Source organism: Pseudomonas shirazensis (genome assembly GCF_014268785.2).
GTDB lineage: Bacteria > Pseudomonadota > Gammaproteobacteria > Pseudomonadales > Pseudomonadaceae > Aquipseudomonas > Aquipseudomonas shirazensis.
In genome coordinates this window covers 434,746-451,153 of sequence record NZ_JABWRD020000001.1, presented here as the reverse complement: position 1 = coordinate 451,153, position 16,408 = coordinate 434,746, and the positions used below count along the sequence as shown (strand labels likewise).

12 protein-coding genes and 1 tRNA gene are annotated in these 16,408 nt (G+C 60.7%); 7 read left to right on the top strand and 6 right to left on the bottom strand.

The genetic code is table 11. The features are described 5' to 3' along the window. Window positions 1-96: 96 nt before the first annotated feature. From HU736_RS01985 to HU736_RS01960, 6 genes are all read right to left on the bottom strand, one after another. Window positions 97-2,016 (bottom strand): hypothetical protein, encoded by a 1,920-nt coding sequence (locus HU736_RS01985; RefSeq protein ID WP_186701592.1) that lies wholly within the window; start codon window positions 2,014-2,016, stop codon window positions 97-99. 721 nt (window positions 2,017-2,737) lie between these two features. After that, a tRNA-Gly gene (locus tag HU736_RS01980) sits at window positions 2,738-2,813 on the bottom strand. A gap of 62 nt (window positions 2,814-2,875) precedes the next feature. Continuing rightward, a complete protein-coding gene (gene pgsA, locus HU736_RS01975) occupies window positions 2,876-3,436 on the bottom strand; it encodes a CDP-diacylglycerol--glycerol-3-phosphate 3-phosphatidyltransferase (protein ID WP_101318441.1) in 561 nt (186 codons plus the stop codon). A gap of 33 nt (window positions 3,437-3,469) precedes the next feature. Then, window positions 3,470-5,293, bottom strand: coding sequence for an excinuclease ABC subunit UvrC (gene uvrC / locus HU736_RS01970; protein ID WP_186701591.1), 1,824 nt, complete (start codon window positions 5,291-5,293; stop codon window positions 3,470-3,472). 6 nt (window positions 5,294-5,299) lie between these two features. Continuing rightward, window positions 5,300-5,938, bottom strand: a complete 639-nt coding sequence (gene gacA, locus HU736_RS01965) for a response regulator transcription factor GacA (RefSeq protein WP_101318436.1) — start codon at window positions 5,936-5,938, stop codon at window positions 5,300-5,302. A 126-nt stretch (window positions 5,939-6,064) separates the two neighbouring features. After that, a complete protein-coding gene (locus HU736_RS01960) occupies window positions 6,065-6,391 on the bottom strand; it encodes a helix-turn-helix domain-containing protein (protein WP_103436847.1) in 327 nt (108 codons plus the stop codon). Window positions 6,392-6,840: 449 nt separating this feature from the next. Between HU736_RS01960 and HU736_RS01955 the strand changes: the two genes are divergently transcribed. The 7 genes from HU736_RS01955 (at window position 6,841) to HU736_RS01925 (ending at window position 16,396) form a co-directional block, all read left to right on the top strand. Next, window positions 6,841-8,148, top strand: coding sequence for a nucleotide sugar dehydrogenase (locus tag HU736_RS01955; protein ID WP_186701590.1), 1,308 nt, complete (start codon window positions 6,841-6,843; stop codon window positions 8,146-8,148). 63 nt (window positions 8,149-8,211) lie between these two features. Further along, window positions 8,212-9,744: a glycosyltransferase gene (locus tag HU736_RS01950; RefSeq protein WP_186701589.1), complete on the top strand. Its 1,533-nt coding sequence runs from the start codon at window positions 8,212-8,214 to the stop codon at window positions 9,742-9,744. A gap of 17 nt (window positions 9,745-9,761) precedes the next feature. After that, on the top strand, window positions 9,762-10,925 hold the full coding sequence (locus HU736_RS01945; protein WP_186701588.1) for a PilZ domain-containing protein: 1,164 nt from the start codon (window positions 9,762-9,764) through the stop codon (window positions 10,923-10,925). Window positions 10,926-10,947: 22 nt separating this feature from the next. Then, the gene (locus tag HU736_RS01940; RefSeq protein WP_103436844.1) at window positions 10,948-12,399 is read left to right on the top strand and encodes an SEL1-like repeat protein; all 1,452 of its coding nucleotides are present in this window, start codon (window positions 10,948-10,950) and stop codon (window positions 12,397-12,399) included. Further along, window positions 12,396-13,850 (top strand): alginate export family protein, encoded by a 1,455-nt coding sequence (locus HU736_RS01935; protein ID WP_150571295.1) that lies wholly within the window; start codon window positions 12,396-12,398, stop codon window positions 13,848-13,850. Before HU736_RS01940 ends, HU736_RS01935 begins: the two co-directional genes overlap by 4 nt. Before the next feature lie 14 nt (window positions 13,851-13,864). Continuing rightward, window positions 13,865-15,292: an MBOAT family O-acyltransferase gene (locus HU736_RS01930; protein ID WP_101318422.1), complete on the top strand. Its 1,428-nt coding sequence runs from the start codon at window positions 13,865-13,867 to the stop codon at window positions 15,290-15,292. Window positions 15,293-15,301: 9 nt separating this feature from the next. After that, window positions 15,302-16,396 (top strand): alginate O-acetyltransferase, encoded by a 1,095-nt coding sequence (locus HU736_RS01925; RefSeq protein ID WP_186701587.1) that lies wholly within the window; start codon window positions 15,302-15,304, stop codon window positions 16,394-16,396. Window positions 16,397-16,408 lie beyond the last annotated feature (12 nt).

The following is a 16,408-nucleotide window of genomic DNA, read 5'->3' as shown; positions in this document are numbered from 1 at the left end:
CAATATTAGAATGGCCTGGCAACAGCCGTTACTAAACCCCACGCGAGCTGGGTAAGCCGCGTGTTACAACATTCGGTACTCCTGACAACACCTGAATCAAGGCTTGCAGACTTCACCGCTGGGCAGGGTTCTATCGATATAGAACAGCACCCTTTGTGATTTGCCGTAGCCACCTGCCAATTTGGTCAGTTCATACCTGATAACGGCCGACGCTGCTTTTTCCATGGGTTCGATATGCACGTCGTAGGGCAGCACGGTCACCTCGAAACCGTTTTCCGCTTGCTCCTTGCTCAGGTATTTACGCTCAGTGAAGGCCGTAGACGGGATTGGCTTCAAGCCACCCTGGTCCTCATACCCAAGCCAGGCGACATCGACAATATCGCCCTCGGCGAAGTTGCTATTCCCTTCGACCCGAATCGTCACACCTTCCCAGATCGGCGGCATGGTCCCGCAATTCAGGTAGCCTGAAGCATCGGCCTGGGGGATATCCGGGCCCGGCAGACCGGTGATGGGCTCGACGACAACCCGCACCGTCGTGGTGGGGGCAAGTTGTTGATTCACCCGATTGTCGGTGACGTAGTACACCGGCAAGTTCGTGTTGTTCTGGTCCTGCTCGATGATTCGCCAGGGCACCGACAGCTCGAGCGCTTGGCCGCCTACGTCACCTACCTTCACGTCGTAACGATCGGCGGGTTCGGCCACCGCGCCCCAGAATATCTCCAGGAACTCGCCATCCTGGGGGTTTTCGAACAGCGCCAACAGCACCCGGGCATCCTGGCCTGCGTCCTGTGCGGTCAGTTCGTTGGGCAGGTCGGAAACCGCCCCGCGCACTTCCAGCTTCACCAGCTCAGGGTTGAGCAATGCCGGTGCCAATGCGTGGTCCTGCCCGGCAATCGTGAAGTCGAAGGGCGCTGTAGCCTCGGGCGAGGGGTTCGAATAACTGCCGCCATAACGTACCCGGTAGGTCACCGGCAGGGTGTCCGGCCCCAGGCCATTGGCAACCAGGGCCGGCCAAGGCACGTAGGCCTGCAGGGGAAATGCAGCCGGGTCGACGGGCAACTCATTGAGCGTCTGCCCGCCCCAGTCGATTTCGATGAAATGGGACGGCTCGGCATTGTCGTAAGCATCGATTTCGACGGTTACCCCGCGCTCCCCGGCAGCCCCCTCGCGCGCATGCTCGCGGTCGATCAGCCCACGGGCCGACAGTGGAATGCGCGGTGGCGGCAGGTTGGCCGGCGCCGGCACCAGGCTGACTTGGATGGGAGACGCATAGGATAAAGCGCTCTCATTACCCGCCAGGTCGTACAGACGGTAGTAGAAATAGCGAATCCCTCCCCCGCTGGCGCGGATACCCGCCTCACCCATTGCCAGGAACAACCGCCGGTTGTCGATTTCCTCCTTGGAAAACCTGTACTCACCGGCCTCAGGGTGCCCATCGGGCAATGGGTCGACTTCGGACCAAAAGAACACCGCCTTATCGAACTCCCGCATGCCAAGATAACTTGACACTCTGACTTCCACCTTGCCGTGCTGGGTCAGGTATTCATCGGTGATGGAACCGACCAGTTCATCGGGAAACTGCACTGCCGACGGGCGCTGGTTTTCATTTGGCGGTGTCCTGTCGACGGTAATCCGCTTGGGCAATGATTCAGTGGAGTTATTGGTCCGGGTAATCCTGTATGAGAGCGTGAAGTTGCCCTGAACCAGATGTTCACGCGGAACGGTGATGGTTTTTTCACCGGGCGCGATGGGCGGCGAGAACTCCTGGCTATTCACCGCAACGAAAGCAGCACCTTCCGCACGCCACCCCACTTCGAGCAGGTCGGCGTACCTGGGATTCTCCGAAAAGTCCCATTCGGGTACGATCACCTCAAGGTCATCGTCCAGCGCAGAACGCAACAGGATGCCCTCAGGGTTTTCCTGCCCGTCATCGTCCTTCACGATGGCTGGCACTTCGGGAGGCCGATAGTTGAAGTCGTTCGCCAACCTGGCATGCGCGAGAGCATGAACGTTCATGAGCGTCCCTTCGACTGGATGAATACGCAACCGGCAACGAAGAGGCTGCCGGTCAGTTGTCATCATTGGACACTCAGGTTGAAACTTTGAAAACTGACAGAAATGCTAGGTGTGCCGCGCACCCGCAAAGGGTTTAATAGGCAAAAACCGCAGAAAGGAACAAGGCCCGAGACGGGTCTGCAGCGCGACGCCATACCCGTTAATGGCGTTCTGCAGGTCAGCCAGCTCAGGTAGCCGCAGGAAGGGATTGTTGGTTACAGGCGGCTTGGGCGCCGCCACCACATCAAGGTCCGAGGCCGGGTTGATGGCGTATATTGAAGACTTGCCAAGTTCCGGCAGCACGTCGTTGTTGAAGATACGCTCGATGCTCCAGCGTGCTCTGCCGACCCCGCTTCAGCACACGACCGCGGTGCTCAAGCCGCATCGCGTACATCGCATGGAAGGTGTTCTGCTCTGCAAGGTTTTGGGGACAGCTGCATCTGAGAGTGCCATGTACGAGCTCCTGAGCATGAAACTCAGGGCTAGATGCTCGTAACGCTCGACGCTCCGCTTCAGCAACAAACCGCCACGGTGGGAGTCCGGATTTCATGGACTAATTTCTGGACTAAAAAAAGTCCGGATGCCCATGGGGCGGAGTGGCTTAGACTGAAACGAAAAAAGACGCCGAAGCGTCTAATTTCAATGATCTACAGACTTCCATGGAACTCTGTAGATCTATAACTGGAGCGGGAAACGAGACTCGAACTCGCGACCCCGACCTTGGCAAGGTCGTGCTCTACCAACTGAGCTATTCCCGCTTGGTGATGGCGCTATTCTAGCGATCTGCCAAACGCCGTCAACCCCTTGATTCAAAAAAGTTTTATTTCGGCTCCGAACCTTCACGCAGATGCGGCCAGGCGGCGACCAGGTAATTGATCATGGAGATCAACGTCAGCGCTGCAGCCACCAGCAGCAGACCATAGCCCAGCACAACCCAGAAGCCAAAGACCGGCGGGTTAGCCAGCAGGATCACCAGGGAGAGCATCTGCGCCGCAGTCTTCCACTTGCCCAGATTGGACACGGCAACATGTGCCCTCGCCCCCAACTCGGCCATCCACTCACGCAGCGCCGAAACAACGATCTCGCGGCCAATGATCACCGCCGCAGGCAAGGTCAGCCAGAAGTTCGCGTGTACCTGTACCAGCAGCACCAGAGCAACCGCGACCATCAGCTTGTCTGCGACCGGGTCGAGAAAGGCACCGAGCGCAGTGCTCTGCTGCAGACGACGGGCCAGATAGCCGTCCAGCCAGTCGGTGGCAGCGGCGATGGCAAACACCGTGCTGGCAGCCATGTAGCTCCAGTGATAGGGCACATAGAACAGCAGAATGAAGATCGGGATGAGCAGGACGCGTAGAACGGTGAGCAGATTTGGAATATTCATCGGTACGACTGGCTGCGAGTTGAACTGGGCATTCTACTCGCTATGCAGGCTGGCATAAATCGACTCGGCAAGCTTTTTACTGATTCCGGGTGCTTTGGCGATCTCGTCGATACTGGCGCGATTGAGCTCCTGCAGTCCGCCGAAATGTTTCAGCAGCTCGCGGCGGCGCTTCGGGCCAACGCCGGCGACGTCTTCCAGGCTGGAGGTGCGTCGGGCCTTGCCGCGCCGGGCACGGTGGCCGGTGATAGCAAAACGGTGCGCTTCGTCGCGGATCTGCTGGATCAAGTGCAGCGCGGCAGAGTCGCCCTTAAGGGTGAACTCATGGGCTACGTCATTGAGGTAGAGGGTCTCGAAGCCGGCCTTGCGGGTCACGCCCTTGGCTACGCCGAGCAAGGTCAGGTCGCTGATGCCCAGTTCCTGCATGACGTCGCGGGCCATGTTCAATTGACCCTTGCCGCCGTCGACCAGCAACACATCGGGCAACTTGCCCTCGCCGGCCTGGATCCGGCCATAGCGGCGCATCAGTGCCTGGTGCATGGCGGCATAGTCGTCACCGCCGGTAATGCCTTCGATGTTAAAACGGCGATAGTCGGACTTGATCGGGCCTTCCGGGCCGAACACCACGCAACTGGCTACAGTGGCCTCACCGCTGGAATGGCTGATGTCGTAGCACTCAAGGCGCTGCGGTACTTCATCAAGGCCGAGCACGCTGGCCAGGGCTTCAAAGCGTGCGGCCATGTGTTGCCGGTTGGCCAGCCGGGCGTTCAACGCCTGCTCGGCATTGGTCACGGCCAGTTGTTGCCAGCGGGCACGGGTGCCACGCACGCGATGGGTAATGGCTAACTCGCGCCCGCGCAAGGTCTGCACGGCTTCGCTGATAGCGGCGAAGTCTTCGTGGACGACGTTGACGATCAGCTCGCCGGGCATCTCGCGTTCGGCATTGCCCAGGTAATACTGAGCGAGGAACGCTGCCATGACTTCACTGACGTCCTCCTCGATGCCCACCTGCGGGAAGAAATTCTTGCTGCCAAGCACCCGCCCGCCGCGTACGCTGATCAGGTGCACACAGGCGCCGCCCGGGTTGATGAAGGCCGCAACCACGTCGACCTCACCGGAACCGCCTTCCATGTACTGCTGGTCCTGCACCCGGCGCAACAAGGCGATCTGATCGCGCAGCTGGGCTGCCTTCTCGAAATTCAAGGTCATCGCCGCCTGTTCCATCTCGGCATTGAGCTCATTGCCCAACTGCTGGCTGCGGCCTTCGAGGAACATCACCGAGTGACGCACGTCCTCGGCATATTCCTCTGGACTGACCAAGTCCACGCAGGGGCCTTTGCAGCGCTTGATCTGATATTGCAGGCACGGCCGGGTCCGGTTCGCGTAATAGCTGTCTTCGCACTGGCGGACCATGAAGCCCTTCTGCAACAGGCTCAGGCTTTCGCGGATGGCACCAGCACTTGGGTACGGGCCGAAATAACGACCTTTGGCCTTTTTCGCCCCGCGATGAATACCCAGGCGTGGGAACTGGCCGTCAGACAGGAATACATATGGGTAAGACTTATCGTCGCGCAACAGGATGTTGTACGGCGGCCGCCACTCCTTGATCAGGTTCTGCTCAAGCAGCAGCGCCTCGGTCTCGTTGGCGGTGATGGTGGTTTCGACCTGGGCGATGCGCGCCACCAGGGCGGCAGTCTTGGGCGCCAGCCCGGTCTTGCGGAAATAGCTGGCCAGACGCTTCTTGAGGTTCTTGGCCTTGCCCACATAGAGCAGCCGCGCCTCGGCGTCGAACATACGGTACACACCCGGCCGACCACTGCAGGTCGCCAGGAATGCGCTGGCATCAAAAATTGGGGACATGGAAACTCAGAGGCTTGCGTCGACCATACCGTGGCGTACGGCCAGTAACGTCAATTCGACATCGCTGGTGACCGAAAGTTTTTCGAAAATTCGATAGCGGTAAGTATTGACGGTCTTGGGGGACAGACACAACTTATCGGAGATGATCTGCACTTTCTGGCAGCCGACGATCATCAAAGCGATCTGGATTTCTCGCTCGGACAGCGAGTCGAACGGCGAGCCCTGCGGCTGGAATGACTTCAGCGCCAGCTGCTGGGCGATCTGCGGGCTGATATAGCGCTGGCCGGCAAATGCCAGGCGAATGGCCTGGACCATTTCATCCAGCGCCGCACCCTTGGTCAAATAGCCAGCGGCGCCGGCCTGCAGCAGACGCGTCGGGAACGGGTCTTCCTCACATACGGTGACCGCCACCACTTTGGTGTCCGGATGGCTACGCAGCAGCTTGCGGGTCGCCTCGAGGCCGCCGATGCCAGGCATCTTGACGTCCATGAGGACAACATCGGGTTTCAGCTCACGGGCCAGCTTGAGGGCTGTCTCACCGGAATCCGCCTCACCCACCACCTGCAAGCCGTCGATATCGGCAAGCATGCGGGTGATGCCGGTACGCACCAGATCGTGATCATCGACCACTAGGACCCTAATCAAGCAGACACCTCGTCAGTGGGGCGATTGGATCCCGCCACCATAACAAAAAATTACAGGGTCGACCTAGCCCTTCGCATCACGATTCCAGGCCTTTTGCTCGATCTGAACTGACTATCTGGTCAGGCTTTAGCTGGCGTCACCCAGCAAGCGCTCGGCGAGGTACCACAGCGCAGCCTGATCGCTGGCGGACAGGCTGCGAAACGTACCCAGCAAGCGGGTCTCGTCTTCACTGAGATTGGTTATGGGAGGTGGCGTGCGGACACCACTGAGCACGTATCTGGCGTCAACGCCGCAAGCGACCACCGCGGCGAGGTAGTCAACCCGCGGAGTGCGCTCGCCGCTCTCGTATTTGCCCTGGGCATTGGGCTCGACGCCCCCGATCTCACCAAATCTGCGCTGGGTAAGTGCCAGACGTTCACGCTCTTCGCGCAGCCTAGGTCCGATTCCTTTCATAAGGATGCTTCCTGTGCAGTAAAGGGCGATCGGGCACTTCCAGCACCCGAGGTGTAACCAGGTGCAACTATGCCTAGCACAGCCGCTCGACGCAAGGCGGCACCAGGCGCAGTCCACAAGATGAAAAATAATACATCGACGACAGTTTACCGACGCCATTTTATTGCCAATCAAGCGTGATCGGATTTTTGACGCCGAACTTACATCAAACTTTAAGTCGTTGTTTTCAAACGGTTTTTAAACTTTAACAGGCGACGATTAAAGTATTTTCACAAAGCCGCAGATCAACGCTTGCGGTTCTAACAGCAACCCCTTTAGGATGAAAAAAGACCAAAAAAAACAGCCTGTATTGCCACTTCCTCGCGGCTTGTTTCTGCGCGTCTGCCTAATTGAAAACTTCTTGAACTGAGCATCTCGGCCGGCCTTGCCGTGTCCTGGGAGAGGGATCTATGAACATCAGCATCTTTGGCCTTGGCTATGTGGGCGCAGTCTGCGCGGGCTGCTTGTCGGCGCGCGGTCATCATGTGTTGGGAGTGGACGTCTCCCAGGCGAAAATCGATCTGATCAACCAGGGCAAGTCGCCAATCGTTGAGCCAGGCCTCGAGCAACTGCTGCAAGACGGCGTCAATCAGGGCCGCCTGCGCGGAACTACCGACGTTCAGGCCGCGGTACTCGCCACCGACCTGTCGCTTCTGTGCGTCGGTACGCCGAGCAAGAAGAACGGCGACCTCGATCTGGTCTATATGGAAGTCGTCTGCCGTGAAATCGGTACGGTCCTGCGCGACAAGCAAAGCCGCCACACGGTCGTGGTGCGCAGCACCGTGTTGCCGGGCACCGTCAAGAATGTGGTCATTCCGATCCTTGAGCAGTACTCGGGCAAGAAGGCCGGCACCGATTTCGGCGTTGCCGTCAACCCTGAGTTCCTGCGTGAAAGCACCGCGATCAAGGACTACGACTTCCCTGCCATGACCGTGATCGGCGAGCTCGACACCCAGTCGGGCGACTTGCTGGCTTCGTTGTACCAGGGCCTGGATGCGCCGGTGATCCGCAAGTCGGTGGAAGTCGCCGAGCTGATCAAGTACACCTGCAACGTCTGGCACGCGACCAAGGTCAGCTTCGCCAACGAAATTGGCAACATCGCCAAAGCCTCCGGCGTCGATGGCCGCGAAGTGATGGACGTGGTCTGCCAGGACTACAAGCTCAACCTGTCGCGCTATTACCTGCGCCCAGGCTTTGCGTTCGGCGGCTCGTGCCTGCCCAAGGACGTGCGCGCCCTCACCTACCGCGCCGGCCAGCTGGATGTCGAGCACCCCCTGCTCGCCTCGCTGATGGCCAGCAACCGCAATCAGGTCGATATCGCCTTTGACCTGGTCGAGCGCACCGGCAAACGCAAAGTCGCCCTGCTCGGCCTGGCGTTCAAGGCCGGCAGCGATGACCTGCGCGAAAGCCCGCTGGTAACCCTGGCCGAGAAATTGATCGGCAAGGGCTACGACCTGCGCATCTTCGACGCCAACGTCGAGTACGCACGGGTGTTCGGTGCCAACCGCGACTACATCGAGTCGGTCATCCCGCATGTGTCTTCGTTGCTGCAGAACGACCTTGAGCAAGTGATCGCCGAAGCCGATGTGATCGTCCTGGGCAACAACGACGAGCGCTTTGCCAGTGCCCTGCAGAACATCGACGGCAAACAGGTCATCGACCTGGTCGGGTTCATGGACGGCGTCAGCGACGAGCAACGCCAAGGCATCTGCTGGTAATCGATGCAGGTCGCACCCCGGCAGTTCGCCGTGGGTGCGGCCGCAGACAGGAGCACACGCTACATGGAACGAACGCAACAGCGACCTTTCGAGGCCCCAGGTTACCTGCGCGCGGCCGCCAGCTTCTGCGCCTGGGCGTGCCTGGCCGGGCTGATCGCGCTGGCGTCGGAGATGATCGCCCCGGCTTATCTGGACCCGAGCCATCATCTGTTCATCTTTGTTATCGGCACGCTCGGGATGTGGCGCTATGGCAATGCCATCGTGCACTACCTGCGCGGCATGTATTTTCTGCATTGGCGGTTCCCACGCATGCGCCGCGAAGTCGAGCGCCTGGGTGATGCGGCACTGCCTTCGCACATGTTCATGGTGGTTACCAGCTTCCGTATCCCGACCTCGACCACCTTCAAGGTCTACCAGTCGGTGTTTCAGGAAGTGCAGCGGCTGAATGTGCCGTGCACCGTGATTGCTTCGATCGTGGAAAAGGGCGACGAGAATTTCATCAAGGACATCATGCGCAATGAAGTGCGCGACCGCGACGACATCAAGCTGGTGATCGTCCGCGCCCGCGGCACCGGTAAACGTGATGGCCTGGCCCACGCCTTTCGCGCACTGTCGCGGCAGATGCCGATGGAAGATGCGGTGGTCGGCGTGGTCGATGGCGACACCATGATGCTGCCCGGCTGTGTCGAGCGCGCAGTGAAGATGTTTGCCGTGCTGCCCAACGTCGGCGGCCTGACTACCAACGAGTTCTGCGAAGTCGAGGGTAGCCGCCTGATGCGCCAGTGGCACTCGATGCGCTTTGTCCAGCGGCACATCAACATGTGCTCGATGGCCCTGTCGCACCGGGTACTGACCCTGACCGGGCGGCTGTCGTTCTTCCGCGCCAGCGTGATGATCGACCCGGAGTTCATTCGCGACGTCGAAGCAGACTTTCTTCAGCATTGGCGCCTGGGCCGTTTCCAGTTCCTGACCGGAGACGACAAGTCCAGCTGGCTGAGCCTGATGCGCGCCGGCTGGGACACCTTCTATGTACCCGACAGCCACACCCTGACCGTCGAGCACCCGCCCAGCGACAGCTTCTGGATCGCCACCCGGCAATTGATGTTCCGCTGGTACGGCAACTCGCTGCGGCAGAACTTCCGCGCCACCGCCCTGCTCGGCCGCGCGCGTCTGGGGTTGTTCACCCTGTACGTGCTGTGGGACCAACGGGTGTCGATGTGGACCTGCCTGATGGGCCTGACCGCCTCGGTGGTGGCTGGCCTGGTGTTCGGCATCCAGTACCTGCTGGTGTACCTGTTCTGGGTATTGATCTCGCGCACTCTGGTGACCGTGCTGTTCGTGTTCGCCAAGCACCCGGTCAGCCCGATGTATCCGTTTGTCCTTTATTACAACCAGATCGTTGGCTCGGTAATGAAGGTCTACGCGATGTTCCATATGGACCAGCAAAGCTGGACCCGGCAGAAAACCACCCTGGCTACCGGCAGTGTCGATTTCGACACCTCGCTAAACCGCTGGTCCTCGAAGGCGATGTTGTTCTCCTCCATCGCCATTTTCTTCGGGGTCATCACCGTACTTCTTGAACTCACGCAACGTTAAAGGAAAGGCGCCTGCACATGAGCATGACCAACAGTCCCGCGGCCCCGGGCAAGACATCGGCCAACATCGTTCATGAAGCGGTTGACGAGCGCCAGTACGTACGCACCCGCATCAATGCCCGCGTGCGCCTTGCCAGCGGTGGTCAGACCGTCATCGAAACCACCCTGCAAGACATCTCGCTGGGCGGTATCGGCCTGCTGCATGAAGGCCCGCTGACCATCGGCGCGCTGTATGACGCATCGATCCAGCTGCGCCTGAACCAGGTCGACCTGTCGATCGATGGCAAGGTCAAGATCGTCTCCCAGCGTGGCAACGAAGTCGGCGCGCAGTTCGTCGACCTCGACGCGCAGAAGCGCGACATCCTGCGCTACATCATCACCGCCTACATGTCCGGCGAGATCGCCGACATCAATGGCCTATTCAACGTGATGCAGCGGGAAAACTACATCAAGGAACGCAAACACAAGTACGCTTCGCCGCGCTCTGCCAGTGCTCGCCTCAAGGCCATGACCGGCACCTTGCTGTACAGCGCTGCTGGCCTCGCTGCCCTGGCATTCGTTGGCTACAAGGGCTACATGCTGTTCTTCCGCATCCCGGCCCTGCAGGCCCAGGTTGCGACCAACGCGCAGATCATCAGCATGCCCGACAACGGCTATGTAAAGTTCCTGCTGCCGGCCGGCACCACCGAAGTCAAAGCCGGTCAGCCACTGGCCAGCATCTCGACTCAGTTGGCCACCAGCTTCACCAGTCCGGCTGACATGAAGGCGGTTGCCGACCTCTCGCCAGGCGACCTGCAAACCCTGCTCGGTCGCGCCACCATCGAGACCGTGATCAACAGCCCATGCGACTGCCAGGTGTACTTCCCAAGCCAGCCACTGGATGGCTATGGCTATAAAGAAGCACCGCTGCTGCACCTGCTGCCGAAAGACCAAGGCCTGTTCGTACGCGCCAACGTGCCGTTCGACAAGCTGGCCGACGTCAGCCGCATTCGCTCGGTGGACATGCAGGTGTTTGGCCTGGATGAACACTTCAGCGGCAAGGTGGTCGATGCACGGGTTGACGAGCTTAACCGCAACCTGTCCCTGACCATTGCCCCAGACAGCCCGTTGCCGGCCACGGCCTACCAGAAAGCAGTGTCGGTAGACCTGTTCCTGGGCCTGCCGTTTACCGGCCAGAACTGAGTTCATCGAGAGAGCTGACGTCATGACCCTGAAGACGCCTTCGCGCCTGCTGCTGGCCAGCATCGCCCTCGCCTGTGCCAGCGCCGCCAGCGCTGGACAGAGCCTGGAGCAGATCCGCTACGCCTTGTACAAGGACCCGAGCGCCGACGTCACTGCCGACCTACGCGAGCTGGCCGGCCGCGGTGACCTGGCCAGCGCCCTGCTGCTGGGCGACGTGCTGGCCGGGCGGCCGGATGGCAAACCGCAAGAATCGGTGGCGCTGTATCACCAGGCCTTTGCCGATGGCCGCGGGGTGATCCCGGCGCTGGCTTCGCTGGCACGCTTGATCGAGCGCCAGCCAAGCCTGCGCCAGCCCCAACAGCCGTGGATGAAACAGGCACTGGAGCGCTACCCGAGCCGGCTCGACCCGCGCAACGCCAGCACTACGCTTGAGGTGTTTCTGGTCTACCCGGAGCTGGTCGACGTGCCGCAGGCCACCGAGCTGCTCGGCCTGTACGAACAGTCGTGCCTGCTCAACTGCCGGCCGCAGCTGTACAAGGCGGTGCTGGCTGAACGCAAGGGCGATCGCGCCGGGGCCGAGCGCTGGTACCGCGAGGCTGCGCGTTTCGATGTGCGTGCGGTCAACCGGTACTACGCGTTTCTCGGTGAGCAGCAAGACCCGGCCTTCCGCGCCTTCGCCACAGAGCTCGAGCCGCAGCGCAGCCAGCTGCCGGTAGAAGTCGTGCACGCGATCGCCTCGTTGCTGGACAACATCACCAGCGTGCAACGTGCCGAACAGGACGCCGACCGCTACGAGCGCGAAGAGGCCAACCCTGCCGCTGCCAAGCTACCGCCAACGCCTGAGCAACTGGCCCGCGACAAGGCTCAGGCCGAGGCGCTGGCAGCGTCGATTGCGCAGGTTCAGCGCTGGCGCGACGACGCCGTCGAGCGCGGTTTTGTGCCGGCGATGGTGTCCAAGGCCAACTACATGATCTCCAACCCGACCGAGCACAACGCCGATGAAACCCAGGCGATGATCGATCTGGTGCAAAAGCGCGACCCGACCCGCGGCAAAGCCCTGCAGGCGTCGTTCTACATGGTCAACAACTGGCTGACGCTGGACCCGGACAAGGCCCTGGCCCTGATCGAAGAGCTACGCGCCAGCGGTTACCCAAGCGCCGGCCTGTTGCTGGCCGAGTACTACAGCAAGGGCGTGGCTGATCAGCCCGATCAGGAAAAGGCCATGGCGTTGTTCCAGGCCGAGGCCAACAAGGGTTCCTCGGCTGCCTGGTACCGCATGGCCAGCCTGCACACCTTTGGACGTGCCCTGTGCCATGACCGGGTCAAGGCCTACACCTACGCCCGGATTGCCCTGGACATGGGTGAGCGCAGCGCGCGCAGCCTGGTCCGACGTCTGGAAAGAACCTTGCCCAAGGATGATATCGAGCGTGCCCTGGCCGCACGCAACGACCTGTTGAAGGAGGCCACCCTGTGAAAGCGCATTCCCCCCTGTTCGGCGCCCTGCTTGCCCTGGCCCCAATGTCGGCAGCGTTCGCTGCTGAAGAAGTCACCGGCCCCGAGGCTGACAGCAACGAACCCGTGCGGGTTGCCGCTGCGGATGGCAGCGAGCCGGTGATCACCTCCGAGTTCTTCAACAAGCTCACCGTGCAAACCGGCTACGGCCCGGAAGACTCCCAGGTCGGCAGCGACCGCGAGATGTTCTACAGCCTGCGCTATGAGCCGTCGTTCGCCTGGTACTCGCCGGAAAAGCGCTGGGCCAAATGGATGGTCTATGGCCGCCTATGGTTGAACTATGACTCCAGCCAGTCGAGCAACCTTACCAACGAAGGCACTACCACCAACGCCCGCGAACAGCCTGAAGGCTGGTACGCCGAGATGCGCGAGTTGTACGTCAAACGTAACTTGATCGGTGATGATCCACGTTTTTCGGCATCGTTCGGTCGCCAGCGGTTCTTTGACACCTACGGCATCTGGTGGGACGACAGCCTCGAGTCGCTGCGCTTCAACTACAAAGACACCTTCTCCGACGCCTTCGTCGCGGTCGGGCAGAAGTTCCACAACTACAACACCGACGTCAACTCGCTGCCGGACAGCGAATCGCGCACCACCTATGTGATGAGCGAGTACGCCTACCGCTGGACTCAGAACAACCGCGCCGGCGTGCGCCTGATGTACGAAAACGACCACAGCGGACATGACGCAGACGATCGCTACGACTTCACTGGCGTGCGCTACGGCCTGTTCTTCAATGGCGACAACCTGCCCTCGCCGCTGGTCAGCGACTACCATCTGGAACTCGCCGCGCTCAACGGCAAGATGGACAACACCGACGGCAACGGCGTCACCAGCACCGGCAACACCAGCAAAGGCTGGGCCGCGCTGGGTGAAGTGGGCAAGCGCTTCGACGACTTGCCGTGGACGCCACGGGTGGCACTGCGCGGCGGCCTGACCGACAAGCCGAGCGATGAAAACGACGGCTTCCGCTTGAACTCGATTCAGTCGGACCGGATCACCCGCACAGGATCCTACAGCACGCGCCTGACCAGCTCGTTCGTCGCCCTCGACCTGCGCAACCTGAGCTACTACGGCATCGCCCTGGAAACCCGGCCGACGCCGCGCACCGCGCTCGATATGCGGGTCACTCAGCTGAACCTGCGTGATGCCGATGGTACCTTGCCGATCCGCATGAACGGTGACCAGCGCTCCCAACGTAACCGCGAGATCACTCAGGGCACGCAGGGCAGTGGCCGTAACGTCGGCCAGATGCTTGACGTCAACTACTACTGGAAGATGTTCCCGGTCGCCCTCGATGGCAAGCACCTCGATATCAACGCCCTGGTCAGCGCCAGCTACCTCAATGCCGGTAGTGCGCTGGAAACCGGCGATGACTATCAGCTGAGCCTCGGCGTAGTTGTCAGCTACTAAGGACGGACCTTGCCATGATCTTCGCCTCCAATGTGTTCCTGTTCCTGTATCTGCCGCTGTTCCTGGCCGTGTACTTCCTGGCCAGGCCGCAGTGGCGCTCGACCGTGATCGTTGCCGCCAGCTACATCTTCTATGCCTGGTGGCGGCCGGACTTCCTGCTGCTGTTCGTCGCGATCACCTACTGGAACTACTGGTTCGGCCTGCGCATCAAGGATCGTCTGGATGCCGGCGACAAACGCTGGGCGCTGCGTCTGCTGTGGATCGGCGTGATCGGCAACCTGTCGACCCTGGGTTACTTCAAGTACGCCAACTTCGGCGCTGAAGTGCTCGCGGTGCTGCTGGCGCCACTGGGGATCAACACCTGGACGCTGGAGAACATTTTCCTGCCGCTGGGCATCTCGTTCTATGTGTTCCACGCACTGAGCTACATCGTCGACATCTACCGCAAGGACGCCACGCCAACCAACCGCTTCATCGACTTCGCTGCCTTTGTGGCGCTGTTCCCGCACCTGGTGGCCGGGCCGATCCTGCGTTACAGCCAACTGGCGCCGCAGTTGCGCGAGCGTACCCACTCTTGGGAACTGTTCTCGCTCGGTGTATGTCGGTTCATGCTCGGCTTCATCATGAAAGTGTTGATTGCCGACCGCCTTGCGCCGATCAATATGCTCTTCGTCGGTGAAGGCACGCTGCAGTTCAGCGATGCCTGGTTTGGCTTGGTGGTGTCGACCCTGCAGCTGTACTTCGACTTCGCCGGTTACAGCCACATGGCGCTGGGCCTGGCGTTGATGATGGGCTTCCGCTTCCCGGAGAACTTCAACCAGCCGTACGTAGCGCAGAGCGTGACCGAGTTCTGGGCGCGCTGGCACATGACCCTGGCGCATTTTTTGCGCGACTACGTGTATATGCCTTTGGTGCGCAAACGCGTCACCGGCGCCCTGCCCGCGTTGGTCTGGACCATGCTGCTGTCGGGCCTGTGGCACGGCGCGAGTTTCGCCTTCATCTTCTGGGGGCTGTTCTTCGGCTTCGCCATGGTCATCGAGCGCAAGTTCCACCTGGCGACCAAGATCAACACGCCGTACAAGCTCGGCCGCAACCTGCGCACCGCGCTGCTGATCGTGCTGAGCATGCCGCTGTTCTTCACCATGGACCTGCGCCACAGCCTGGACATCTACCAGGCGCTGTTTGGTTTCAACGGCTTCGGCTCGCTGGAGCTGTACGTGCTGGGTGCCTCGAAGATGGCCATGGCGTTTGTCTTGGTGGCGGTGGTGTGGCTGCTGCTGGCCGGGATCAACAACGTGCGTTTCTACGCCGGCAACAAGGACGGCTACTTCATGCGCCATGTAGGCGCGCTGCACAGCGTGCTGCTGTGGGGCGGCTTCGTGCTGGCACTGAGCAGCCTGGCGGCGAATTCGTTCTCGCCCTTCCTGTATTTCCAGTTCTAGGAGACTGCCATGTACCCCGTGATGAATTCGGCCAGCAAGGCCAATGGCATTCTCTTCGTGCTGGTGCTGGCGGTGATGTTCGTCTATTCGCTGCCGCCGGTGTTCAGCTTTGCCCGCACCCAGACCGACACCTGGAACCTGTTTGTCGATGGCAAGCTGCTGCGCAAGTTCGAGCAGGTCTACGACAAGCGCTTCTTCCTGCGTGAGCCTTCGGTGGAGCTGTGGGCCGATGCCCAGTTCAAGCTGTTTGGTGAAGGCACCAAAGGCGTGGTCCTGGGCAAGCAGGGCTGGCTCTACACCAACCAGGAATACCGCGTCCCGAACGACCTGCAGGCCAACCTCAACACCCAGCTGGAGCAGATCGCCAAGATCAAGACGCAGCTGGCCGAGCACGGCAAGCAGCTGGTGATTCTGCCGCTGCCGATGAAGCTGGATGTGTATGCCGAGCATGCACAGCACCGCTTCGATCCACGCGTGGTCAGCCTGTACGACGATTTTGTCGGCGAACTGCAAGCGCGTCAGCTCGACGTCGTGCCGCTGCGCGGGGCGTTCCTCAGCAAACTGAACGGCCCGGAGTTGTTCCTCAAGTCCGATACCCACTGGAGCCCGGACGGTGCCCGCCTGGCCGCCTTCGAGCTGGCCCGGCAACGCCCGCAACTGGTCGGCGATCAGGCTTACGTGTCGCACAAGGCCGGCGAGAAAAGCGTCAAGGGCGACCTGATGAACTACATCCAGTTCGACCACAACCGCCTCGCGCCGCAGTTCGGCCCGAACCAGATCGACCTGTACGAGACGCTCAAGGCCGAGCAGAGCAGCGACGATTTGTTTGCCGAGCAGGAGCAGAGCCTGCTGCTGGTTGGTACCAGCTACAGCAAGATCGATGACTGGAACTTTGTCGGCTTCCTCAAGGAAGCACTCAACCGTGACCTGATCTCGATTGCCGTCGAGGCCCGTGGTCCGTTCGAGTCGATGAGCCAGTTTCTCGCCAGCGATCAGTTGAGCAACCCACAGATCGACACCGTGGTCTGGGAATTCCCCCTGCGCACTTTGCTGGCCCATCGCCCGGGCTCGCTCAGCCGTAGCGCCCAGCCGCAGCATTTTTAAAGAATCAAAGGA